The organism is Phycisphaeraceae bacterium (genome assembly GCA_040222855.1).
GTDB lineage: Bacteria > Planctomycetota > Phycisphaerae > Phycisphaerales > Phycisphaeraceae > Mucisphaera.
In genome coordinates this window covers 272,573-295,128 of record JAVKCD010000018.1, presented here as the reverse complement: position 1 = coordinate 295,128, position 22,556 = coordinate 272,573, and the positions used below count along the sequence as shown (strand labels likewise).

Here is a 22,556-nt window from a genome sequence, read left to right as displayed (position 1 = left end):
AGCCATACCGCCAAATCATCCGAAAAACACACTATGACGCTAACCGTCAACGCTATCGCCATGGTCGGCCTCGGACGACTCGGTGCCCCCATCGCCGCCTGCCTCGCCGCGGTCGGCTATCGCGTCATAGGCGTCGACACCAACCGCAAAACCATCGACGCCATCAACGCCAAACAACCCCCCGTCTACGAACCCGGCCTCGAGGACAAGCTCGCCGAAGCCGCCGACCGACTCACCGCCACCGAAGACCTCAGCCACGCCATCCAAAACACCGACGCCAGCTTCGTCCTCGTCCCCACACCCTCCGAACCCAACGGCGCCTTCTCACTCGACTACGTCCTCGCAGCCTGCGAAGAAATCGGCGAAGCCCTCCGCCACCGCACCACCCCCCACCTCGTCACCATCGTCTCCACCGTCATGCCCGGCGACACCCAGGGCCCCATCCGCCACACCCTCGAACGCGCCTCCGGCCTCCGCTGCGGCGTCGACTTCCACCTCTGCTACAGCCCCGAGTTCGTCGCCCTCGGCTCCGTCATCCACGACTACCTCCACCCCGACACCCTGCTCATCGGCGAGTCCGACCCCGTCGCCGGACACACCCTCGCCACCATCCACCGCCGCGTTGTTAACACCGACCCGCCCGTCTCACGCATGACCTTCGTCAACGCCGAGATCGCCAAGATCGCCGTCAACGCCTACGTCACCACCAAGATCACCTTCGCCAACACCATCGCCGGCATCTGCGAACGCCTCCTCGGCGCAGACGCCGACACCGTCACCAACGCCATCGGCCTCGACTCCCGCATCGGACGCAAATATCTCCGAGGCGGATTCGGCTACGGCGGGCCTTGCTTCCCCCGCGACAACGCAGCCCTCGCCCACACCGCCGCCTCCATCGGCGCCGACCCCGCCCTCCCCCAGACCATCGACGCCGTCAACCGCCGCCAGGTCGATCGACTCTTCAACCGTCTAAGCGCCATCCTCCCCGACCACGCCACCATCGCCATGCTCGGCCTCGCCTACAAACCCAACAGTAACGTCACCGACGAATCCCAGCCCGTCGCCCTCGCCGAACAACTCGCCCGCGCTGGCCACACCGTGCGCGCCTTCGACCCCGCAGCTCAACCCAACAACATCGCCTTCACCCTCTGCGACTCCGCCGAAGACGCCATGAATGCCGCCGACGCCGTCGTCCTCGCCACCCCATGGCCCGGCATGGCCAACGCCATCACCCACGCCGCCACCACAAGACCCCTTATCGTCTTCGACCCCTGGCGCGCCCTCATCGACCACGCCTGGCCGCCCGGCACCACCTACCTCCCCGCCGGCCACCACACACCCGAAACCTCCTCGACCCAAGCCCACCGCCTCGCCGGCTAAGGAGCAGCGCATGACCACCACGATGCGCCAGAAAATCTGCTCCCTCGCCCAACTCTCCGAGCGCGCTAACACCTGGCGACGCGACGGACTCACCATCGCCCACTGCCACGGCTGCTTCGACCTCGTCCACCCCGGACACCTCCGCTACCTCGAGTTCGCCGCCACCCAGGCCGACATCCTCGTCGTCTCCCTCACAGGCGACGACGCCATCGAAAAATCCGACGGCACCCGGCCCTACATCCCCCAGGAACTCCGCGCCGAAAACCTCGCCGCCATCGAACTCGTCGACGCCGTCGTCATCATCGACGCCGACACCGGCGAACCCGCCATCGACCACCTCCGACCCGACATCTACATCAAAGGCAAAGAGTACGAGTGCTCCGACCACCCCGGCTTCCTCGCCGAACGACAAAAAGTCGAAGCCACAGGCGGCAGAGTCCTCTTCTCCTCCGGCGACGTCGTCTTCTCCTCCACAAGACTCATCGAAGAACAACGCCACCTCCTCAACGCCTCCGGCTACACCGACACCGACCTCGTCGCCGCCGCCTGCAAACGATGGTCCATCGACCGCAACTCCCTCGGCAACCTCATCCGCGAACGCTTCACCACCCTCCGCGTCGCCGTCATCGGCGACCTCCTCGCCGACCGCTACGCCTTCTGCGAACAAGGCCGAACCACCGACGAAGCACCCATCCTCACCGTCCGACCCTCCGAAGAACAAACCTACCTAGGCGGAGCCGGCATCATCGCCGCCCACCTCCAGAGCCTCGGCGCCCAGACCACCCTCTTCACCAGCACCGCCGACGACCCCCACGGCCACCAACTCACCGACAAACTCATCGACGCCGGCATCGACACCCGACACTGGCACACAAGACACGCCACCCCCTCGAAACTTCGCTACCTCGTCGACGACCACAAAGTCTTCCGCGTCGAGCAGGGCGGCGATGAACCCCTCGACTCCGCCGCTCAGGACCGCCTCATCCAAGCCGTCCTCGACCAGGCCGACAACTTTGACGCCCTCATCGTCTCCGACTTCGGCTTCGGCGTCGTCACCCCCTCACTGCTCGCCAAACTCATCCCCCAGATCCGCAACACCATCCCCATCATCACCGGCGACGTCTCCGGCATCCGCCGCGGACTCCTCGCCATGCACGCCTTCGACCTGCTCACCCCCAACGAACGCGAAGCCCGCGGGGCCGTAGGCGACTTCGAATCCTCTCTGCCCACTCTCGCCGGAACCCTCATGCGCGAGAGCCAGCTTGCCAACCTCATCGTCACCCTCGGCCGCAAAGGCTCACTCCTCTTCCGCCCCCGCGAAACCGACCGCGCCCACTGGTACAACGCCCGGCTCCGCTGCGACTATCTCCCCACCCTCGCTGGCCCCGCCATCGACCCCCTCGGCGCTGGCGACGCCCTCCTCGCCGTTGCCACCCTCGCCCTCGCCTCCGATCAGCCCCTCCCCGTCGCCGGCTACCTCGGCTCCGCAGCCGCGGCCGTCGCCGTCTCACGCATGGGCAACCACCCCGTCCGACCCGTCGAACTCCTCCGTTTCCTCGACCACCGCCCCGAACTCCACCCCGCCTCCGATCACGACCTCGCCTTCAACCAAGCCGTCTGACTCAATCCTCAATCCGCCGCAACAACTCAAAATCGATCAGCGTGTACACCAGTTTCCCGTGCCGCATCAGAAGCCCACGCCCATCGTGATGACGCTTCCGCAAAATAAAATGCTTCGGCTTGTTGTCCAACACATAAAACCCCGCCGTCTCCAACTCCGCCGTCACCCGATCACTCAACTCCAGCAACGTCTTCTCACTCAACTCACCATTTAAATACAACGACTCCGCATCATCCCCCTTCACCCACTCATACAAAACCACATAATCACGATCGATCTCCAGCTTGATCTTCCCCGGCTGAGTCGACTTCGCCTGATCGCGATCCACCGCGTTCTCGTGACGAATAAACCGCGACCGCGTCCGATCCAGTTGCCAGGTCGGATAACGACGCCCAGGCGTGTAAATCGCCAGCGCCCGACCCGTCCGGATCCGGCGTCCCGCCTTGTCCGCCTGCGCCCGCCGCAGCGACACCAGACTCCCGAACTCCTCGAACGGGTTGTTGAACCGCGCGTTCTCCACCCAGTCCACACGCACCTTCTTCAGGATATGCGTTGCGATAAAAAGCGGGACCTTCTGCGCAAAACGCGAAAACTTCACCACCATGTCGAACGGCTTACCCGACAACTCCGCCGCCGGCATCCGAAACACCGAACCCGTCCCACCCGCCAGCCGCTCGCCCTCCGTCCGGTACCGCTTGCCATGAAACCACGCCTCCGGCCGCAGATCAGGCAACACCCGATACCCATAACGCGTCACGTACAACTGACCCCCATCCTCATCATCAAACCGCAGATAATCCACTCCAAAGGCACTGCACCGCGTCCCCCGCGCATCATGGTTAAAGATCGCCCGATCACGAGCCTCAAGCTCCGCCAGATGCTGCTCAATCGACGCACTCATGGAATCTCTCACTTAAAAATCGCCCGAACCAGACAACCAGCCTACAAACATCCTATGACCTCTTCCTCCAACCACCCCCCGGCCCTCCACATCATCCTCGGCAACCAGCTCTTCCCACCCTCGCAGCTCCCCGAAGACCCCGCCATCACCTTCTTCATGGCCGAAGACAACGGCCTCTGCACCTACGTCAAACACCACAAGAAAAAGATCATCCTCTTCCTCGCCGCCATGCGCTGCTACGCCGACCAGCTCCGCGACCGCAACCTCCCCCTCATCTATGAACGACTCAACGACCCCAACCCCAACGACCGCTCCTACGAAGACAAACTCGAAGCCGCCCTCCGAAAAACCAAAGCCAAACGACTCATCACCTGGGAGATCGAAGACAAGTTCTTCGAACAGCGAATCCACACCTTCGCCGACGACCACAACCTCGAGCTCGAAACTCACCCCTCCCCCATGTTCCTCACCACCCGTGAACAGTTCGCCGACTACCTCAAAAACACCAGAAAACCCTTCATGGCGACCTTCTACCAGCAACAGCGAAAACGACTCGACATCCTCATCGACGATGACAACAAACCCGCTGGCGGAAAATGGTCCTTCGACGAAGACAACCGCAAAAAACTCCCCAAAGACATCACCCCGCCCGACATCACGCCACCCGAAGAAAAACAACACATCGCCGACATCCGCGACCTCGTCCGCGAACGCTTCGCCGACCACCCCGGCGACGACACCACCCTCCTCTTCCCCGTCACCCGACGTCAGGCCCTCGCCGCCCTCGACAAGTTCCTCGCCGAGCGCTTCCACCTCTTCGGCGACTACGAAGATGCCCTCTCCACCCGCCACGACACCCTCTTTCACTCGCTCCTCTCACCCGCCATGAACCTGGGACTCATCACTCCCCGCGAAATCATCGACCGCGCCATCGCCGCCGCCAACGACCACGACATCCCCCTCAACGCCCTCGAAGGCTTCATCCGACAGATCATCGGCTGGCGCGAGTTCATCCGCGGGATCTACCAGAACTTCTCCGAAAAACAGGACACCGAAAACTTCTTCAACCACGACCGCCGACTCACCCAAGCCTGGTACGACGGCACCACCGGCATCCCACCCCTCGACCACGCCATCAACAAAGCCCACCGCCTCGGCTACGCCCACCACATCGAACGCCTCATGGTCCTCGCCAACCTCATGAACCTCGCCCGCATCCACCCCCACGAAACCCACCGCTGGTTCATGGAGATGTTCGTCGACGCCTCCGACTGGGTCATGGGCCCCAACGTCTACGGCATGGGCCTCTTCTCCGATGGCGGGGTCTTCTCCACCAAACCCTACATCTGCGGCTCCAACTACCTCCTCAAAATGTCCGACCACAAAAAAGGCCCCTGGTGTGACACCGTCGATGGCCTCTACTGGTCCTTCATCGACCGCCACCGCGACTTCTTCAGCTCCAACCCCCGCCTCAACATGATGACCCGCACCCTCGACAAGATGAAACTCGACCGCAAAAAACACATCTTCAAAGCCGCCGAATCCTTCATCGACAAACACACCCTCCCTCCGAAGTAACCAACGCCCACGCTCGACCACCCCCAATCCCGGGTGGCCGGGGTCCAGCGCAGCTGGCCCCCGGAACCATCAACCCCATGATCTCCACACAACCCTCCAATCAACCGCTCCCTCCCTACCATCCCCCATGCCCGCCAACCCCCACCTCCCCACCAAAACCTGCGAACACTGCCGTCGCCCCTTCGCCTGGCGCAAAAAATGGGAACGTGACTGGGACCAGGTCCGCTACTGCTCCAAAGCCTGCACCGCCGCGGCCCGAAAAAACCGCCGCGATCAATCCCCCAACGACAAAATCCGCTGAGCCGCCGCCTTGCCCGAATCACTATCCGGCGCCACCTCCACCGCCAACCCATAAGCATCACGCGCCGCCATCACATCACCCCGACGCTCACATAGCCTCCCGTACGTCTCCGCGATCAACGCCCGCACCGCCCCCGTCCACCGCGCCTCCGCATCCTCCGCCTCAACCATCAGCCGGTACGCCAGCTCGACCTCCTCCTCCGCCCGCGCCCCCTGATCCATCCAACCCGGCAGTTGCTCCACAGAAGCCCCCGCCAGCGCATGCAGCTCCGCGTCCCTAGGCGACAACCGCACCGCCTCCTCCAACAATCCCCCACCACGCTCCACCAGCTTCCCCTTCGTCATGAACCACCACACCCGACTCGCCCGCAGCATCGTCGCGCTCCCCAAATACCCCTTCACCACCGCGTCATCCGGATAACGCTCCGCCAGACCCTCCAGCGACTTCAACGATGACTTAGCCAGTTCACGATCCCCCCGCGCCCCCAGCAGATGCTCCACCCGAGCCAGCTCAAACAGCAGCACATCCGATGACCCCTCCGCCTCGATCCGCTCCAAAATCGCCACCCGCTGCGCAGCAAACCCAACATCCCCAGCCCAAGGCAGCGCATCCGCCGCCATCCGCTCCAGCACCTGACCCCACACCACACCCCCAGAGGACACCACCGCCAGCAACGCCACCACCCACAATCGCCCATGCAGACTCATCTCCGACATCCCAACAGACTAATCCCGAACAGCATTCATAGCACTCGAAACCCCACAGAAGGCCTGCTGGGTGCCACACTTTGCGGAGTAACGTGTGCCCGATCACCAAAAACCCCGCGACCCAAACATACTCAGCCGGATATCACAACCTTCGCGCCTGACCACGCCCGCGTGCCACCAGCCGCCAATCCGCCTAAAGTCTGTCCAGCACTCAGCCAGCCGCCACCACGGCGACGAGGAATATCATCGAATGACAGCCGCCAGTGAACGTCGACCCAAGCGCGTCGTCATCATCGGGGCCGGCCCAGGCGGGCTTGCCACCGCCATGCTTCTCGCCGCCCAGGGACTCAAGGTCACCGTCCTCGAACGCCTCGACCGCGTCGGCGGGCGAACCTCCACCCTCGATTACGACGGTTTCCGCTTCGACATGGGCCCCACCTTCTTCCTCTACCCCCAGATCCTCCGCGAGATCTTTCAGACCTGCGGCCTCAAACTCGAAGACCACGTCGACCTCATCCGACTCGACCCCCAGTACCACCTCATCTTTGAAGAAGGCGGTGAACTCCGCGCCACCCCCGACATCAAACGCATGCAGGCGCAGATCGCCACCATCTCACCCGACGACGCCAAACGCTTCCCCGACTTCATGGCCGACAACCGCAAGAAGTTCGCCCGCTTCGCCTCCATCCTCCAAAAACCTTTCAGCTCACCCCTCGACTGCCTCAGCCCCGACGTCCTCAAGGCCGCGCCCCTCCTACGACCCTGGGCCTCCGTCGACTCCGACCTCGGACGCTTCTTCTCCGACGAACGCATCCGCCTCGCCTTCTCCTTCCAATCCAAGTACCTGGGCATGTCACCTTTCCGCTGCCCGTCCCTCTTCACCATCCTCTCTTACCTCGAGTACGACTACGGCGTCTTCCACCCCCGCGGCGGATGCGGCGCCGTCTCCACGGCCATGTCCCGCGCCGCCGAGTCGCTCGGTGCCGAAATCCGACTCAACGAACCGGTCGAAGAAATCCTCTTTGAAAAAACCAAAGCCACCGGCGTGCGCACAAACCGTTGCGTTTTGGAGGCCGATAGCGTCGTTTTGAACGCCGATTTCGGCGCAGCAGTGACGAGTTTGATCCCAAAACAGCTCAGAAAGAAGTACTCCGACCAGCGCGTCGCCGCCAAGAAGTACTCTTGTTCGACTTTTATGATGTATCTCGGTATCGAAGGCCGCTACAACGACTTAGAACACCACAGCATCTTCCTCTCACGCGATTACAAGACCAACCTCGAACAAATCGAGACCCGCTTCGAGATCCCCACCAACCCCTCGGTCTACGTCCACAACGCCTCCATCACCGACCCCACCCTCGCCCCCGATGGCCATTCCACCCTCTATATCTTGGCCCCCGTGTCACATTTGCACGACAACATCGACTGGAATCAGCACGCTAAACCCTTCCGCCGCAAGGTCTTGGACCAGCTCACCAAGTTCGGCCTCGACGATCTCGAAGACCGCATCCGCTTCGAAAAAATCCTCACCCCGCCCGACTGGGCCGTCGACATGAACATCTACAAAGGCGCAACCTTCAACCTTGCGCACAACCTCCAGCAGATGCTGCACCTGCGCCCCAACAACCGCTTCGAAGAACTCCAGGGCATCTACCTCACCGGCGGCGGAACCCACCCCGGCTCCGGCCTCCCCGTCATCTACGAGTCCGCACGCATCTCATCACGCTTGTTGTTGCAGGACCTCGGGTTACAACCAAGCTGGCCCGACCCCTCCCGCCGACCCATCGAGCCCCCCGTGCCCTTTGCAGCCCTGACCCCGGAGCGGATCATGTCATGATCTTGCCCGCCGACGCCACCAGCATGACCACCACCCCCGCCCGACCCCTGGGACGAACCTGCGACGACTGGAGCGACCTGCCCCTCTCGCGCCGGCTCGCCGTCATCCGCAGGTTCAGGCGATCACTGGTCTTAGAACGCGATGCATGGATTGACGTCGCCACCCCCGAGTGGCGCGCCGACCGCACCCAAACCCTCTCCTCCGAACTCATCCCCCTAGCCGATGCCGCCCGCTTCCTCGAATGCCAAGCCCCTAAGCTCCTGAAAATAAAAAAGCTGGGCCGATCCGGCCGACCCTTCTGGCTCTCCGGCACCGCCGCAGAAATCCACCACGACCCCATCGGCTGGGTCATGATCCTCGCCCCCTCCAACTACCCCCTCATGCTCCCAGGCGTCCAGGTCCTCCAAGCCCTCGCCGCTGGCAACTCCGTCGCCCTCAAGCCCTCCCCGCTCGCCTACGCCGCCGCCGCACGGCTTGTCGAAGTCCTTCACCGCTGCGGAGTCCCCCAGTCGGCCCTGCGCCTCCTCAATGTTGATCCCGCCACCGCGCGATTGCTATATCCCGAGGTAGACAAAGTCGTTCTGACCGGTTCCCACCACACCGGTCGCGCCGTCCTCCGCGACCTCGCCGACCACCTCGTCCCCGCCGCCATGGAACTCTCAGGCGTCGATGCCATGGTCGTCCTCCCCCGCGCCAACCTCAATCTCGCCGCGCGCGCACTGCTCTTCGGCCTCACTTTCAACGCCTCGGCCACCTGCATCGCCCCCCGGCGTGTCTACGTCGTTGGCGATGCCCAGCCGCTGATCGACCGCCTCGACGCCCTCATCGCCGAGGTCCCCGCGATGGAACTCCACCCCGGCGCTGCCACCGCTCTACGCCCCCTGATCGAGCGGGCTCAATCACTCGGCGCACGGTTCATCGGCGATCCCGACCTCGCCGCAGAGGGTTATCCCGTTGTCATCACTGGTCTCCCCGCGGACGCCGACCTGTTCGACCAAGGCCTCATGGCGCCGATCGCGACGATCAGCGAGGTGCGCACACAACTCCTCGCCGCGGAGGCGGTCAATCAATCGCGATACGGGCTCGGTGCTTCGATCTTCGGCCCCGCCCACGAGGCGGAGTCGCTGGCCACCCGACTCGATGTCGGGATGGTGACGATCAACGACCTGATCGTTCCCAGCGCGGACCCGCGCCTGCCGTTTGGTGGTCGCAAGCTCAGCGGCTTCGGGGTCACCCGAGGCGCGGAGGGGCTGATGGCCATGACGCGGCAGAAAGTCGTGACCCGGCGCTCGTCGCGGGGAATCCCTGTTTACCTCGATGAAGATTCCGGCAAGACTGCAGACGCGGCCTTACCGGCGTTATTCGACCTGACTCATGGACCCGACTGGCGCTGCCGTTGGCGTGGGCTCAAGCGATTGATCTCGCTGGGTCCGCCCAAGCGTGGCGCGCAACCCGATGGAGAGACTCGATCATGATCCAGCCTGCGAGCAGCGGCACACAAGAGCGCGTGGTGGTCATCGGCGGCGGCCTTGGCGGGCTGGCTTCTGCCTGCACATTGGCGGCTCGGGGCTACAAGGTCACGCTCGTGGAGCGCAACCAGCACCTGGGCGGCAAGGCGGCGGTGCTGGAGGATGGCGGGTATCGCTTCGATATGGGGCCGACGATCCTGACGCTCCCTGAGGTGCTCGAGCGGATCGTGGGCGAGGCCGGCGAGAAGCTCCCGGATGTACTCGATCTGGTGAGGCTCGACCCGCAGTGGCGCTGTTTCTTCGATCAGCAGGCAGGCGGGGGTGTGCTCGATCTTTTTGGGTCTTCGGCTGAAACGGCGAAGGCGATCCGGGACCTGATTCCGGGTGAGCGTGCCGAGAAGGTCATCAGCGGGTACGAGGATTTCATCGCGTACAGCCGACGGCTGCGGTCGATCAGCGACAAGTTCTTTTTCTGGAAGCCCATCGGCGGGCTCATGGACATGTTCGATGCCCGGAGCATGGGTGACCCCGGCACGCTGCGCGAGGTGCTGGATATCAGGATGGGGCGGTCGGTCGCGGGGATGATCCGTCAGCATCTCAAGGATGATCGGGTCAGTCAGATGCTCGATCACTACACGCAGTATGTCGGGTCGTCGCCGTTTGGGTCGCCAGCGGTGCTGTGCGGGATCGCGGCGATGCAGGCCGATGGCGGGGTGTGGTATCCGATGGGCGGGACCGGCGCTGTGCCCAAGGCGCTGGCGGGTCTTGCGGAGCGGCTCGGGATTGAGGCTATCACCGGGGTGGCGGTCACGAAAATACTTGTTGAGAAGGGTCGTGCGGTGGGTGTTGAGCTGGACAACGGCGAGATGATCCACGCGGCGGCGGTCGTGTCGAACATGGACAGCGTGCGGACGCATCGCGAGTTGATCGGCGGTGAGGTGGAGCGCAAGTTCACCAAGCGGCGCGGGTACGAGCCAGCCTGCTCGGGCGTGGTGCTGTATCTAGGGCTGGATCGTGCTTACGAGCATTTAGCGCACCACAACTTCGTGTTCTCGCGGGACCCGGAAGAAGAGTTCGATGCGATTTACAAGCGTGGTGAGCCGGCCCCAGACCCGACCGCCTATGTGGCGGCTCCCGCACGGACGGAGCCGGGCGTAGCTCCCGAGGGCGGCGAGGCGTTGTATGTGCTGGTGCACACGCCCTATCTGCGGTCGGGGCATGATTGGCGCAAGGATGGCGAGCTGTGGAAGAGTTACCGCGAGACGATCCTGAAGAAGCTCGAGACGACCGGGGCGATGCCGGACCTGCGTGAGCGGATCGTGGTGGAGCACGCGTTGTCGCCTCAGGACATCAACGATCGATACAACGTGCTCGATGGGGCGATCTACGGTCTGGCGTCGCATGGGAAGTTTCTTGGGGCGTTCAAGCCATCGAATCGCTCGCCTGATGTGAAGGGTTTGTATCTGGCGGGTGGGGCGGCGCACCCGGGGCCGGGGATGCCGATGGTGTTGATGTCGGGTTGGATTGCGGCGGACGCGCTGGATCAGGACGGGCTGGTTCCCAAGGTTGAGACGCCACGGTCTGGTTCGGTACCGGAACCCGCTGGAGCGGTTTGATGAGCCGAGGCGGCGATGTCGGGGGGCGTTGGACACCCGACCATCGGTCGGCGTGGATGTTTGATAAGTTCGCAGCGACATCGGTTCATCTGGTGGCGGGGACATTTGGCGAGGTTCGTGTGCTGCGCCCGCCTGCGGCGGGGCTGGCGGATCGGCCATTGATTCTGGCGTCGAATCACCCGTCCTGGTGGGACCCGATGGTCGGGCTGGTGACGCTGCTGCGTTATCTGCCGGAGCGTGTGCCGTTTGTGCCGATCGATCCGAAGGGGTATCGGGAGCATCCGGTGTTTGCGCGGGTGGGATTCTTTCCGCTGGAGCCGGCGAGTTCGCGTGGGGCGGTGTCGCTGCTGCGGGATGGGCGCAAGGCGTTGGGGTTTCCCGGCGGGTTGGTGTGGATCACGCCTGAGGGGAGGTTCACGGACCCGAGGGTGCGGCCGCTGCAACTCCGGCCCGGGGCGGCAGCTTTGGCTTTGCGAACGCCCGGGGCGGTGCTGGTGCCGGTGGCAATCGAGTATCGGTTTGGTGCGGAGCCGAAACCTGAGGCCTATCTGAGCTATGGGGAGCCGATCGAGACCTGTGGCGCGTCGGTCGACCATGTGGTTGATCATCTAAGCGATGCTTTGGCCGGAACGATGGATGAGTTGGCGCATGTGGTTCAGGAAGGCGATGTTGAGCGGTGTGAGTTGATCCTTCGGGGCAACAGCGGGTCGGCTGCGGGTTTATGGAACCTGCTGCGGGCGTACACTCGGGGTCCGACGGCCTATGATCCGGCTCACCTGCAAGGGAGTGATTGATCGTGTGGGATTTCTGGGACATCATGGCGGTGTCGATCGCGGTGCTGGCATTGCTGCCAGCGGTGATGGTGGTTGTGAATCTATTGGTGTACAGGAAGCCAGAGCCGTTGGTGACGGGGCTTCCTGCGGTGTCGGTGCTGATCCCGGCGCGGGATGAGGAGGGCGCGATCGGCGCTGCGGTTCGATCAGTCTTGGAGAGTGAGTCGGAGGGGGCGATCGAACTCGACGTGGTTGTCATGGATGACTCGTCTTCGGACCGCACCGCGGAGGTGGTGCGTGCGATCGCTGAGGATGACTCGCGGGTGCGTTTGGTTTCTGCGCCCGCGTTACCTTCGGGGTGGTTCGGCAAACCTCATGCGTGTCAGCGGCTCGCTGAGGCGGCGCAGCACGATGTGCTGGTGTGGATGGATGCGGACGTGCGGATGGAGAAGGGCGGTTTGCGCGGGTTGGTGAGCGGTTTGGAGCGGTCGAGGGCTGCGTTGGTTTCGACCGTTCCTCGGCAGGTGACCGGCTCGGTGATGGAGACGCTGATCGTTCATCAGATCTTGTTTGTTCTGCTGGGTTATCTGCCGATGTTTCGTATGAAGCGGACGGCGTTGCCGGCGTATGGGGCGGCGTGCGGGCAGTTGATGGTCGCGCGGCGGGGAGATTATGTGAAGGCTGGTGGTCACGAGGTCGTGCGTGATGTGATGCACGAGTCGCTGGCGTTGGCCCGGGCGTTTCGGCGGGCGGGGATGATCACGGACCTGATTGATGGGACGGGGTTGGCACGGTGTCGGATGTACACGACGGCGGGTCAGGTGTGGCACGGGTTTGCGAAGAATGCGCACGAGGGGATGGGGTCGCCGGGCGCGATTGTGCCGTGGACGGTGTTGTTGCTGGGTGGGCAGGTGCTGCCCTGGGTGATGGGGTTGATGTGGTGGCGGGGGTGGTTTGAGTTGACGGCCGTTTCGGGTTGGTTGTTGACGGGTGGTTTGGTGGTGGCGGGGTTCACGACGTGTTTGTTGTCGTGGCGATTCAAGCAAGGGGTTCTTGCTGCGTTGTTGCGGCCCGTGGGGATTACGGTGCTGGTGCTGATCCAGTGGAGTGCGTTGGTGCGTTCGCTGCGGGGTCGGCCGGTGACGTGGCGGGGCCGGGCGTACGCGAGTGCGGGGTGAATCGTGAATACGGTCAGGGGGCGAGTCGTTCGATAAGCCAGAGGTCATCGGACAGTCGGTAGCGGAGGCGGTCGTGGAGCCGGCTGGTGCGACCCTGCCAGAACTCGAAGAGACTGGGGGTCACGAGGTACCCGCCCCAGTGATCGGGGAGTGGGATTTCCTTGTCAGTGAAGCTTTCTTCCGCATTGGCGTAGGCGGTTTCGAGTTCGCTGCGGTCTGAGATGATTCTGGATTGGGCGGAGACCCAGGCACCTAGCTGGCTGCCGCGCGGTCGGGTATGGAAGTAAGCCTCGGATTCATCACGGGGCAGGAGGCTGGCGTCGCCGGTGATCCGGACCTGGCGGTGCAGGCGGTCCCAGTAGAAGGTGAGGGAGACGTGTGGGTTGACGGCGATGTCGTGGGCTTTGGTGCTGGTGAGGTTGGTGAAGAAGGTGAGTCCGCGGTCGTCGATGCCTTTGAGCAGGACGATACGGCTGTCGGGCTTGCCGTCGCGGCCGACGGTGGCGAGGGTCATGGCGTTGGGTTCGTAGATTTCGCCATCGCAGGCTTGCCGGAACCAGGTGCGGAACTGAATTGTCGGGTTGGGATCGACGTCGGCTTCGAGGAGGGTGGTTCCGCCGTAGTCTCTGCGCATGGCGTCGATGCTCATGGCAGTTCTCCTTTGAGTCTGGGGTCGAGGTGGACGATCTTGTGGAGCTTGCCGATCTCGCTGGTGGTGAGGAGTCGCCAGTGTCCGACGGCGAGGCCTTTGAGTCGGAGGGGTCCGACGCCTACGCGTTTGAGTCTGCGGACCTGGAGTCCGACACGGGCCATGAGCCTGCGGATCTCACGGTTCTGGCCTTCGCTGAGGGTGATGCCCAGGAGGGTTCGGTCGCCCCGAGCGCGGTCGATTTCGTGGCGGATGATCTGGACTTCATCGACCGAGGCACGCTTGGGTTTGGGCGATCCGGTGTGCGTTTTGTTTTTCTGGTCGGCGAGGTAGAGGCCTTTACGGAGTTTGTCGAGGTCGGCGTCTTCGAGTTTGCCGCGGACTGAGACGATGTAGCGTTTGGCGACCTGGTAGCTGGGATGGGTGAGGCGGTGGGTGAGTTCGCCATCGTCGGTGAGGATGATGAGTCCGGTGGAATCGGCGTCGAGGCGACCGACGGGGTAGAGACGTTTGGCGAGTCCTTTGTCGATGAGATCGATGCAGCGTTTGCGGCCTTGGGGGTCTTCGTTGGTCGAGATGACGCTTCGGGGCTTGTGGAGCATCAGGTAGGTGTGACCAAAGCCGATGCCGGGTTTTTTGGGTCGGCGGCGCGGGCGGACGATGGGGTCGCCGTCGAGTTCTATGAGGTCTTCACGGGGGTCCACCCATGCGGGGAGGTCGCGGACGATGGTGCCGTTGACGGCGACACGGCCTTGCTCGATGAGGTCCTCGCAGTCGCGCCGCGAGGCGACGCCTGCGTTGGCCATGGCTTTTTGCAGGCGGATGCCACGGCTTGCGTCGCGCAGCGGGTCAGGTGTCGTGGGCGTATCGGCTGTCATGCTTGGGGTCGATTGAGTGGGGTGGTTGCGAGGTCTGCGGTGTTGTCGAACTCGTCGCCTTTGAACATCGAGCCGAGGTAGTTCTCGCGGACATCCGGGTTGTTGATGAGTTCGCGGGGTGTGCCTTCGGCGAGGAGTTTACCCTCAGCGAGGACGTAGGCGCGATCGACGATCTCGAGAGTGCGCTGGACGTTGTGGTCGGTGATGAGGATGGAGATGTCGCGTTGCGAGCGGAGCCGGCGGACTTCTTCCTGGAGGTCTTCGACGGCTTTGGGATCGACCCCGCTGAAGGGCTCATCGAGGAGGATGAGGGTGGGTTCGGAGATGAGGGCGCGGGCGATTTCGAGTTTTCGTCGTTCTCCGCCTGAGAGGGTTCGGGCGGGCTGTCGGCGGAGTTTGGTGAGCCCGAACTGGGTCATGAGTTCTTCGCAGCGTTCGCGACGCTCGGCGCGGCCGTGGGGGCGGGTTTCGAGGATGGCCAGGAGGTTCTGCTCGACGGTGAGCCGCTGGAAGATGCTGGGTTCCTGAGCGAGGTAGCCCATGCCGAGTTGGGCTCTGCGGTACATGGGGAGTTGGGAGACATCGCGGTCGTGGAAGAGGACGCTGCCCTTGTTCGGGCGGATCATGCCCATGGTCATGCGGAAGGAGGTGGTCTTGCCAGCCCCGTTGCGGCCCAGGAGCCCGATGATCTCGCCTTCGCCGACGGTGAAGGAGACATCGGTGACGACGGGTCGTGTGCCGAAGGTTTTGTGCAGGCCTTGTACGTTGAGGAGTGACATCTCCATTAGGATAGCGGGGGTCGGGCCGGTCTGAGGGGGACGGGTTGTTGGCCCGGCTGGGAGTATTGATGCAGGCAATCTTTCGCTGGTTCTGGCAGCTTGGCCCGGCCAATCCGATGGCGCTGCGGATTGTGCACACGGCCTCGCGGCGGACGCCTCATCTATGGCTGCGGTGTGTGTTTCTGGGCTTGATGATCCTGCTGCTGATGTACGCCCTGCTGTCGGGGGGTGCTTTTTCGACGACGGGGGACGCCGGGCAGTTGGCGGCGGCGGGGTCGAGGCTGTTTGCGACGGTGGCTTACGGGCAGTTGATTTTGCTGTGTCTGCTGACACCTGTGTTTCTAGGGGCGGCCTTATCGGGGGAGCGATCGGGGCGGACGATGGAGGTGTTGCTGACCACGCCGCTGAGCAATCTGCAGATCGTGCTGGGGTCGCTGACGGGGAGGCTGTTTTTTCTGTTGGCTCTGCTGGCGAGCAGTATTCCGTTGATGGCGGTGGTGCGGCTGCTGGGCGGGGTGCGGGGCGAGTCGATTCTGGTGGCTTATGTGGTGGCGGGGTTGCTGGTGTATTTCCTGGGTGCGGTGGCGGTGGCGTTATCGAGCTGGCGGATCGGAGGCCGGGGGGCGGTGCTGTTTTTTGTTGTGGGTGTGGGGGGGTATCTGATTTTGGGTTACGGGGTGGACCTGTGGCTGCGGACATTGGACCCTGGGCAGACGACGTGGCTGACGGGCTTGCACCCAATGCTGGTCCTGACCGCGTCAGTGAGTCCATCGTCGTACCGGACACCCGAGGTTGGTGAGCTGGTGGGCTATCCGGGTGTGTTGGCGTGGTATCTGGCCAATCCGTTGGCGGTGTTTATGTTGCTGACGGGGGGAGTTGGGACGCTTTTGTTGCTGGGTTCTGCGGTGACACTTCGGAGTGGGTTGCTGCTGAAGATTCAGCGGACGACGGTGAGTCGCAGCCGTGCTGCGGTGAAGGTGTGGAAGAACCCGGTGGCGTGGCGGGAGTCTCAGCGTTTGAGTGGCGGATGGATGGCGAAGCTGGCGAGGCTCTTGTTGCCGGTGGCCTCGGTGTTGATCACGGTGGTTTTGCTGGTGATGCACGCGGGAGATGGGCTGACGGGGTTGTTTGGTGGGGGCGCTGGGACAGGACCAGCTTCGCATCAGGTGGTGCAGCAGGTGGTCTTGCTGCTGGTGATGCTGCAGATGAGCCTGGGTCTGTTGATTGGAGTTTTTTATGCTTCGGCGACGATTGCGCGTGAGCGTGAAGACGGGACGCTGGACTTATTGTTGACGACGCCGATTGGCTCGAAGGCTTATCTGTGGGGAAAAATGCGGGGGTTGCTCAGCGGTTTGCTCCCATTGGTGATCGGGGCGATGGTAACGCTGGCTTTGCCTGCGGGGTATAGCCTAACTGGTCAGAGTCTGGGGTGGACTTCGGCGGTGTACAGCGTGACCGGAGCGATCGGGGCTAGTGGTGCGGTGACGCGAGAGGTTCCGTTGGTGTTGCCCGAGGCCCCGCTGTGGCTGGCGATGAGTTATCTGCCGATGCTCGCGGCGGCGATTGTGGTTGGTTTGGGCCGGTCGATCACGTCGCGGAACATTATGAGTGCGCTGGTGCCGACGCTGGTCGTGGTGCTGGGGTTGCTCGGTTTGACGGCGGTACTCGGTTTGAACGCGGCGGGGAACATCCCACAGTTCGGGGTGCTGATCAACGCGATCAATCCGATGACGCATCTGGTGCTGCTGATCGATCCCTGGACGGTGGGTGCGCGGTTTATTGATTATCCGATGACGGGTCGGGTAGCGCTGGGGTTAGGCTCGGTCATCAGTGCGGCGGTGTATGGGGTGTTTGTGTACGGGCGGATGAGCCTGACGCTCAGCGGGTTCGATCACGCGGTGCGTCAGAGCAAGACCGAGGGTTGATGCCTGTTAATCGACGAAGCTACCGGGGACGAACGGGCTGCTGCGGACGTGGTCGAGGGGACGGCTCAAGAGTCCTGCGATGATGACGCCTAGGAGGAGCCCTTCGGGTTGCTGGGTGATGACCATGGCGATGGTGCCGGTGACGCCTATGACCGCGGCAAAGATCGCTCGGCCGGGGATGCTGATGGGCATGGCGTAGCCAGCGACGATGGCGGTCATCAGCGGCAGGGGCGTGGCCAGCAGAACGTAGGCAATCCATGTAGCGAGGGCACCTGTGCCGAGGGGGACGAAGGCTTCGAGCACGGTCCATGTTCCGCTGGGGCCGGGCGATAACGCGACGACGGCTGAGGCGGCGAGGAGGCCGTAGACGGGGACTCTCCAGTGCAGGACGCGACATCGCAGCAGCCAGGCCGAAGCGAGGAGGATGGCGGGGATTGAGACCATGCCTAGGCTAGGCGGCTGAGGGTTCCAGAGCACGGGTCCAAGAGGCGGGAGCGTGCCGTCGAGAATCATTCGCGGCAGGCGCTGAGGTTGCACTGCGATCAGTTCGACCTCGGTGAGGACGAAGCGCACCAGCGGGGTGCTGTGGCGAGGTTCGAGAATCGGTTCGCCGGTTGCGATGGGATCAGGCCAGTCGGGTACTCGTAGAACCGAGGCGGTGTTGGCGGTGGTTGGCTCGGGGGTCGTCCATGCGCCAGCCAAAGGCCAGGTCATGGCAATCGCGAGTACGGCGGGATGGATGCGAATCGACGTGTACCGACCGACCCAGAGCGAGGCGACGCCTGTGAGGATGCCAGTGACAAGCGAGCGCAAGAGTGTGTCAGTGGGTCTTAGCAGGAGGCACGCCACGATGCCCAGGAAGAGCAGGTAGCGCGGGCTCGGAGCGACGCAGGTCCAGCGCCATCGGTGGAGCAACACTGCCGAGAAGTGGCCCGCGATCATGGTGCTGCCGATTGAGACGATGGTGAGAAGCAGCGCGTGATGCCCGAGGCCGAGCCAGGCGATGAGGGTGAGGGGGAGGACGCCACAGATTGCGAGGGTGTCGTAGGCGGGGGTCCTGACGATCGGGCGTAGCCAGGGCGATTTTGACGCGGAGATGCCTGGGGCTGTTTCATCCATCGTCGGTGCCCCCGTTGGCGTTGTGGCGGGAGCGGAGCGGCGTGGCGAGGTCGATGCCTGAGGGGCAGACGCGGGTGCAGAGTCCGCAGTCGAGGCACCAATCGAGGCTTGGGCTGTCGGTTTTGCCAGCATCGATCCTGCGCACCAGCTCAATGGGCCGAAGGTGAGTCGGGCAGACTTCGGCGCACCACCCGCAGGTAATGCAGGGTTCGGGTGCCGGGGCGGGTTTTGAGGCTGGGGCGATGAAGGCGGTCTCGGCGTCGGCGGGGATTCCAGCTTGTGGGTTCATGGGAACTCCCGAGAGCGGGTCGCCCAGGATCGCGCGGCCTTCGGGCGTCAGGAGTTGTTGCGGGATCTGTCCAGGTGTGAGCCAGTGGATGGACCCGCGGCAGTCATCGGGGTGACGAGCGATCCAGACCGGACGGGCGGTATCGAGCGTCTTGTTGTGCAACCAACGCCCGAGACGAACGCACAGCCAGGGATCGATCAGGACGAGGCCGACTTCTGCGGGGTTCTGCCCGGGGCGTAGTTTGCGTCGTCCTGCTGTAGCGGCGTGCCAGGCGACGAGTGTGGGGTCGGCGACCGGGTAGATGGGATCCAGCGCGAGGCGTTTGATGTTGTGCTCTCGTGCGTTTCTGCGGATGACGGCAAGCCCCGGCACGCTGCGCGGGAGCGTCGCTATGGCGGGAGGGGTGCCGACAATCGAGCGGATGAGTTGGAGCCCGGCGATGGCTTCGCGCGGCCAGGTTCGCTGGATGGCGGTGCGGATCGCGAACGGGGGATAGCGATCGATCCCGACCAGCACGACGAGAGCGGGAGGCTGGTCTTTGGCGACTATCAGTTGGTCGGCCAGCGGCGTGATGCCCGGTTGCTGCCATCCAGATGTCTGCCTGAAGGCTTCGATCCAGGTATCGAGGTCGTGGCTATCGGGGGATGGCACGGCGTGCGTCGCCCCGACCCGTGGCGGGTCGGGAACGGTCAGGACTGCACCCCGCCTAAACTCCATGCCGCCACATCGTCGATCCATGCAACCATCCTAACTTGACAGGCTGGCGCGTCATCCGGGAACTGGTCTCGACCCGGGTGGGGATGACGTCTACGATAGTGTTACGGACGATCTACTTATCAGGAGTCAGGTCCATGCAGCTCTGGCAGCCCCCGCTGGCACCGAAATACACCCAGGCCTCGGACGAGGAACTGGTCGCAGCGATTCTGGCTCGCAAGGCCGAACTGGGGTCGTCTGTCGTGATTCTGGGGCACCATTACCAGCAGGACGAGGTCATCCGCTTCGCGGATTTCACCGGGGATTCGTTCAAGTTGTCGCAGCTGGCGGCGGAGCGTGTGACCGAGGTGGGGGCAAAGGTCGTGATCTTTGCGGGTGTTCATTTCATGGCCGAGTCGGCGGACATCCTGACGCCTGAGGACGTGTCGGTGATCCTGCCTGACCTGTCGGCCGGTTGTTCGATGGCGGACATGGCCGACTTGGAGGATGTGATCGATGCCTGGGATCAGGTCCACGAGGTGTTGTCCGAGGATGTTCGGGTGGTGCCGATCACCTACATGAACTCGACGGCGGCGATCAAGGCGTTCTGCGGCGAGCGCGGCGGGGCGGTCTGCACCTCGTCGAACGCCCGAGCGATCATTGAGTGGGCGCTTCGGGGTGGCGATACGCCGTTGGCCGAGGGCCAGAGGGTGAAGATCTTGTTCATGCCGGACCAGCACCTGGGGCGGAATACGGCGGCGCAGCTTGGGTACAGCGTTGAGAAGGACACCTGCGTGTGGGACCCTCGCCATCCAGAGGGTCTTGGGGGGAATGCCGAGAAGACGCTGGAGCGGGTGACGTTTCTGCTGTGGAAGGGTCATTGCTCGGTCCACAAGCTGTTCCGTCCTGAGCATGTGGATCAGATCCGAGAGCAGTGGCCTGATGTGAAGGTGATCGTGCACCCGGAGTGCGAGCACGCCGTCGTGCTCAAGGCGGACATGACGGGCTCGACCGAGAAGATCATCGAGACGATCGAGTCTGCGGAGCCCGGGACGCGATGGGCGATTGGGACTGAGGTGCATCTGGTCAATCGCCTGAGCAAAGCGGCGCAGAAGCGCGGTGTCACCGCCCGGATTCTTTCGGATTGCCAGTGCCTGTGTACGACGATGTACCGGATCGACCTTCCCCACCTGCTGTATGTGCTTGATGAGCTGGCAGCGGGTCGCGTGGTGAATCAGGTCAGAGTCGATGATGCCACCCGGCTCTGGTCACTGCGGTCGCTGGATCGGATGCTCGAGATCACGGGCGCTGCGCCGCTGAAGGCGGCGGTGGATCAGGTGGTGTGATCCTTGTAATACAGGTCTGTGCCTAAACGTGAGCCAGCTTATTGAGCCCGTTGTAAGCAGCGACCTTGTAGGCTTCGGCGAGGGTGGGGAAGTTAAAGACGTTGTTGATGAAGAACTCGGCGGTGCCATCGAGGGCCATGACGGCCTGACCGATGTGGATCAGTTCGGTCGCGCCGGTGCCGATGGCGTGGACGCCAAGGACCTTGTGGGTCTCCTGATGGATGAGGACCTTGAGCATGCCGAACTCGTCGCCAAGGAGTTGGCCGCGGGCGATTTCCTTGTAGCTGGCGATACCAGCCTCGTAGGGGATGCCCGCGTCGGTGAGTTGTTCTTCGGTCTTGCCGACCATTGAGATCTCGGGGATGCCGTAGATCCCGTAGGGGAACAGCTCCGTGTTCCAGTCCTCGATTTCCTGACCGAGCGCGAAGCACATGGCGCGTCGGCCCTGTTCCATCGAGGTCGAAGCCAGAGCGGGGAATCCGATCACGTCGCCAGCGGCATAGACATGAGGGATGTTGGTCTGGTAGCGCTCGTTGACGTGCAGGCGTTCGCGGTCGTCGTACTCCACGCCGACGTTATCCAGTCCCAGGTCGGCGCAGACACCCTGGCGGCCAACCGAGTAGAGGATGCATTCGGCACGGAGGGTCTTGCCAGATTCGAGTTGGGCAATGACCTGTGGCCCGCCTGAGCCGTTGTTGTTGTTCCGATCCTCATCGGGGATCTCAAAGATCCGCTCGACCTTCTCGCCCATGCGTAGGCTGACGCCCTGGCGGCGCATGTAGAACTGCAACGCCTCGGAGATCTCGTTATCGACAAAGCCCAGGAGTTTGTGCCGGCCTTCGATGAGACTGACCTTGACACCCAGCGTGGCCATGATGCAGGCATACTCGGTGCCGATGACCCCGCCGCCGACGACGATCAGGCTCTTAGGGAGCTTGTCGAGGGCGAGGAAGGTGTCGGAGGTGAGGATGTTGCTGTCGTTGAAAGGGACATGATCGGGCTTGGCAGGGCGTGTGCCGACGCAGACGATGAAGACGTCAGCGGTGATCATGTCGGAGTGGTCGGGGCCCATGACCTGAATGAGGTTGGGGCCCTCGAAGTGAGCCTTGCCCCAGATGAGATCGACGCCGTTGCGGTCGATCTGGTCGCGGATGACTTCCCACTCGCCACGGATGACCTGCTGGGAGACCGAGACGAGGTCTCGGATGGTGATGGTCTTTTTGACACGGTACGACTCGCCGAAGAGCCCACGCTTGCCCGCTCCGGTGAGGTGCAGGGCGGCCTCACGGAGTGCCTTGGAGGGCACAGTTCCGGTGTTGACCTGAGCCCCGCCCAGGACGGTGCTCTTTTCGATAATGGCGACCCGCTTGCCGAGTTTGGCTGCCTGGATGGCGGCCTTCTGGCCTGCGGGCCCAGTTCCGATCACGACCGCGTCATAGTGCCTCATGCGCCTTGGGCTCCGGTTGTTCCCCTCCCGGTGCGACAGCACGCCGCCCTGAGCATATCGGTTTAGCCGG

At 63.4% G+C, this 22,556-nt stretch carries 19 protein-coding genes; 11 read left to right on the top strand and 8 right to left on the bottom strand.

The genetic code is table 11. The features are described from left to right. Positions 1 to 33: 33 nt before the first annotated feature. Both RIG82_04905 and RIG82_04900 read left to right on the top strand, forming a co-directional pair. Positions 34 to 1,380 carry a nucleotide sugar dehydrogenase gene (locus tag RIG82_04905; protein ID MEQ9460270.1) on the top strand — a complete coding sequence of 449 codons (1,347 nt, stop codon included), beginning with the start codon at positions 34 to 36 and terminating at the stop codon, positions 1,378 to 1,380. 10 nt (positions 1,381 to 1,390) lie between these two features. Continuing rightward, positions 1,391 to 3,001, top strand: a complete 1,611-nt coding sequence (locus RIG82_04900; protein ID MEQ9460269.1) for a PfkB family carbohydrate kinase — start codon at positions 1,391 to 1,393, stop codon at positions 2,999 to 3,001. Position 3,002: 1 nt separating this feature from the next. Here the strand turns inward: RIG82_04900 and RIG82_04895 are convergent, their stop codons facing one another. Next, the gene (locus RIG82_04895; protein MEQ9460268.1) at positions 3,003 to 3,902 is read right to left on the bottom strand and encodes a hypothetical protein; all 900 of its coding nucleotides are present in this window, start codon (positions 3,900 to 3,902) and stop codon (positions 3,003 to 3,005) included. 54 nt (positions 3,903 to 3,956) lie between these two features. Between RIG82_04895 and RIG82_04890 the strand changes: the two genes are divergently transcribed. Together RIG82_04890 and RIG82_04885 are read left to right on the top strand one after the other, a co-directional pair. After that, the gene (locus RIG82_04890; GenBank protein MEQ9460267.1) at positions 3,957 to 5,480 is read left to right on the top strand and encodes a cryptochrome/photolyase family protein; all 1,524 of its coding nucleotides are present in this window, start codon (positions 3,957 to 3,959) and stop codon (positions 5,478 to 5,480) included. 127 nt (positions 5,481 to 5,607) lie between these two features. Continuing rightward, entirely contained in the window at positions 5,608 to 5,781 is a 174-nt protein-coding gene (locus RIG82_04885; GenBank protein MEQ9460266.1) for a DUF2256 domain-containing protein, read from the top strand. On the opposite strand, the gene RIG82_04880 is transcribed toward RIG82_04885, so the two are convergent. Continuing rightward, positions 5,754 to 6,497 (bottom strand): hypothetical protein, encoded by a 744-nt coding sequence (locus RIG82_04880; protein MEQ9460265.1) that lies wholly within the window; start codon positions 6,495 to 6,497, stop codon positions 5,754 to 5,756. The genes RIG82_04885 and RIG82_04880 overlap by 28 nt on opposite strands. Before the next feature lie 241 nt (positions 6,498 to 6,738). Between RIG82_04880 and crtI (RIG82_04875) the strand changes: the two genes are divergently transcribed. From crtI (RIG82_04875) to RIG82_04855, 5 genes are read left to right on the top strand one after another with little or no spacing between them, the layout of a single operon-like run. After that, positions 6,739 to 8,325 carry a phytoene desaturase family protein gene (gene crtI, locus RIG82_04875; GenBank protein ID MEQ9460264.1) on the top strand — a complete coding sequence of 529 codons (1,587 nt, stop codon included), beginning with the start codon at positions 6,739 to 6,741 and terminating at the stop codon, positions 8,323 to 8,325. Continuing rightward, positions 8,322 to 9,800, top strand: coding sequence for an aldehyde dehydrogenase family protein (locus RIG82_04870; GenBank protein MEQ9460263.1), 1,479 nt, complete (start codon positions 8,322 to 8,324; stop codon positions 9,798 to 9,800). Before crtI (RIG82_04875) ends, RIG82_04870 begins: the two co-directional genes overlap by 4 nt. Further along, positions 9,797 to 11,410, top strand: coding sequence for a phytoene desaturase family protein (gene crtI, locus RIG82_04865; protein ID MEQ9460262.1), 1,614 nt, complete (start codon positions 9,797 to 9,799; stop codon positions 11,408 to 11,410). The genes RIG82_04870 and crtI (RIG82_04865) overlap by 4 nt, the downstream gene beginning before the upstream one ends. Continuing rightward, entirely contained in the window at positions 11,410 to 12,204 is a 795-nt protein-coding gene (locus tag RIG82_04860) for a lysophospholipid acyltransferase family protein (GenBank protein ID MEQ9460261.1), read from the top strand. The genes crtI (RIG82_04865) and RIG82_04860 overlap by 1 nt, the downstream gene beginning before the upstream one ends. A 2-nt stretch (positions 12,205 to 12,206) precedes the next feature. After that, entirely contained in the window at positions 12,207 to 13,361 is a 1,155-nt protein-coding gene (locus RIG82_04855) for a glycosyltransferase family 2 protein (protein MEQ9460260.1), read from the top strand. Positions 13,362 to 13,374: 13 nt separating this feature from the next. Here the strand turns inward: RIG82_04855 and pdxH are convergent, their stop codons facing one another. From pdxH to lptB, 3 genes are read right to left on the bottom strand one after another with little or no spacing between them, the layout of a single operon-like run. Beyond that, the gene (gene pdxH, locus RIG82_04850) at positions 13,375 to 14,010 is read right to left on the bottom strand and encodes a pyridoxamine 5'-phosphate oxidase (protein MEQ9460259.1); all 636 of its coding nucleotides are present in this window, start codon (positions 14,008 to 14,010) and stop codon (positions 13,375 to 13,377) included. Next, a complete protein-coding gene (locus tag RIG82_04845) occupies positions 14,007 to 14,888 on the bottom strand; it encodes a pseudouridine synthase (GenBank protein ID MEQ9460258.1) in 882 nt (293 codons plus the stop codon). The genes pdxH and RIG82_04845 overlap by 4 nt, the downstream gene beginning before the upstream one ends. Beyond that, complete coding sequence (gene lptB / locus RIG82_04840; GenBank protein ID MEQ9460257.1) at positions 14,885 to 15,667, bottom strand: LPS export ABC transporter ATP-binding protein; 783 nt, start codon at positions 15,665 to 15,667, stop codon at positions 14,885 to 14,887. Before lptB ends, RIG82_04845 begins: the two co-directional genes overlap by 4 nt. A 68-nt stretch (positions 15,668 to 15,735) precedes the next feature. Here lptB and RIG82_04835 point away from each other — a divergent pair, with 68 nt between their 5' ends. Next, the gene (locus RIG82_04835) at positions 15,736 to 17,592 is read left to right on the top strand and encodes a hypothetical protein (GenBank protein MEQ9460256.1); all 1,857 of its coding nucleotides are present in this window, start codon (positions 15,736 to 15,738) and stop codon (positions 17,590 to 17,592) included. A gap of 6 nt (positions 17,593 to 17,598) precedes the next feature. Here the strand turns inward: RIG82_04835 and RIG82_04830 are convergent, their stop codons facing one another. Further along, entirely contained in the window at positions 17,599 to 18,711 is a 1,113-nt protein-coding gene (locus RIG82_04830; protein MEQ9460255.1) for an RnfABCDGE type electron transport complex subunit D, read from the bottom strand. Further along, on the bottom strand, positions 18,704 to 19,738 hold the full coding sequence (locus RIG82_04825) for a 4Fe-4S dicluster domain-containing protein (protein ID MEQ9460254.1): 1,035 nt from the start codon (positions 19,736 to 19,738) through the stop codon (positions 18,704 to 18,706). The genes RIG82_04830 and RIG82_04825 overlap by 8 nt, the downstream gene beginning before the upstream one ends. 113 nt (positions 19,739 to 19,851) lie before the next feature. Here RIG82_04825 and nadA point away from each other — a divergent pair, with 113 nt between their 5' ends. Then, the gene (gene nadA / locus RIG82_04820) at positions 19,852 to 21,039 is read left to right on the top strand and encodes a quinolinate synthase NadA (protein ID MEQ9460253.1); all 1,188 of its coding nucleotides are present in this window, start codon (positions 19,852 to 19,854) and stop codon (positions 21,037 to 21,039) included. Positions 21,040 to 21,061: 22 nt separating this feature from the next. Here nadA and sthA read toward each other — a convergent pair whose 3' ends face one another. Then, entirely contained in the window at positions 21,062 to 22,486 is a 1,425-nt protein-coding gene (sthA, locus tag RIG82_04815) for a Si-specific NAD(P)(+) transhydrogenase (GenBank protein ID MEQ9460252.1), read from the bottom strand. Between the last annotated feature and the right edge of the window lie 70 nt (positions 22,487 to 22,556).

Excerpts from the sequence above, each read along its gene's own strand:
- RIG82_04835 (MEQ9460256.1), top strand. The coding sequence starts at position 15,736 with ATGCAGGCAATCTTTCGCTGGTTCTGGCAGCTTGGCCCGGCCAATCCG.
- RIG82_04870 (MEQ9460263.1), top strand. The coding sequence starts at position 8,322 with ATGATCTTGCCCGCCGACGCCACCAGCATGACCACCACCCCCGCCCGA.
- pdxH (MEQ9460259.1), bottom strand. The coding sequence starts at position 14,010 with ATGAGCATCGACGCCATGCGCAGAGACTACGGCGGAACCACCCTCCTC.
- crtI (MEQ9460262.1), top strand. The coding sequence starts at position 9,797 with ATGATCCAGCCTGCGAGCAGCGGCACACAAGAGCGCGTGGTGGTCATC.
- sthA (MEQ9460252.1), bottom strand. The coding sequence starts at position 22,486 with ATGAGGCACTATGACGCGGTCGTGATCGGAACTGGGCCCGCAGGCCAG.
- RIG82_04885 (MEQ9460266.1), top strand. The coding sequence starts at position 5,608 with ATGCCCGCCAACCCCCACCTCCCCACCAAAACCTGCGAACACTGCCGT.
- RIG82_04880 (MEQ9460265.1), bottom strand. The coding sequence starts at position 6,497 with ATGTCGGAGATGAGTCTGCATGGGCGATTGTGGGTGGTGGCGTTGCTG.
- RIG82_04845 (MEQ9460258.1), bottom strand. The coding sequence starts at position 14,888 with ATGACAGCCGATACGCCCACGACACCTGACCCGCTGCGCGACGCAAGC.
- RIG82_04830 (MEQ9460255.1), bottom strand. The coding sequence starts at position 18,711 with ATGGATGAAACAGCCCCAGGCATCTCCGCGTCAAAATCGCCCTGGCTA.
- RIG82_04900 (MEQ9460269.1), top strand. The coding sequence starts at position 1,391 with ATGACCACCACGATGCGCCAGAAAATCTGCTCCCTCGCCCAACTCTCC.
- RIG82_04905 (MEQ9460270.1), top strand. The coding sequence starts at position 34 with ATGACGCTAACCGTCAACGCTATCGCCATGGTCGGCCTCGGACGACTC.
- lptB (MEQ9460257.1), bottom strand. The coding sequence starts at position 15,667 with ATGTCACTCCTCAACGTACAAGGCCTGCACAAAACCTTCGGCACACGA.
- RIG82_04860 (MEQ9460261.1), top strand. The coding sequence starts at position 11,410 with ATGAGCCGAGGCGGCGATGTCGGGGGGCGTTGGACACCCGACCATCGG.
- nadA (MEQ9460253.1), top strand. The coding sequence starts at position 19,852 with ATGCAGCTCTGGCAGCCCCCGCTGGCACCGAAATACACCCAGGCCTCG.
- RIG82_04825 (MEQ9460254.1), bottom strand. The coding sequence starts at position 19,738 with ATGGATCGACGATGTGGCGGCATGGAGTTTAGGCGGGGTGCAGTCCTG.
- RIG82_04895 (MEQ9460268.1), bottom strand. The coding sequence starts at position 3,902 with ATGAGTGCGTCGATTGAGCAGCATCTGGCGGAGCTTGAGGCTCGTGAT.
- crtI (MEQ9460264.1), top strand. The coding sequence starts at position 6,739 with ATGACAGCCGCCAGTGAACGTCGACCCAAGCGCGTCGTCATCATCGGG.
- RIG82_04890 (MEQ9460267.1), top strand. The coding sequence starts at position 3,957 with ATGACCTCTTCCTCCAACCACCCCCCGGCCCTCCACATCATCCTCGGC.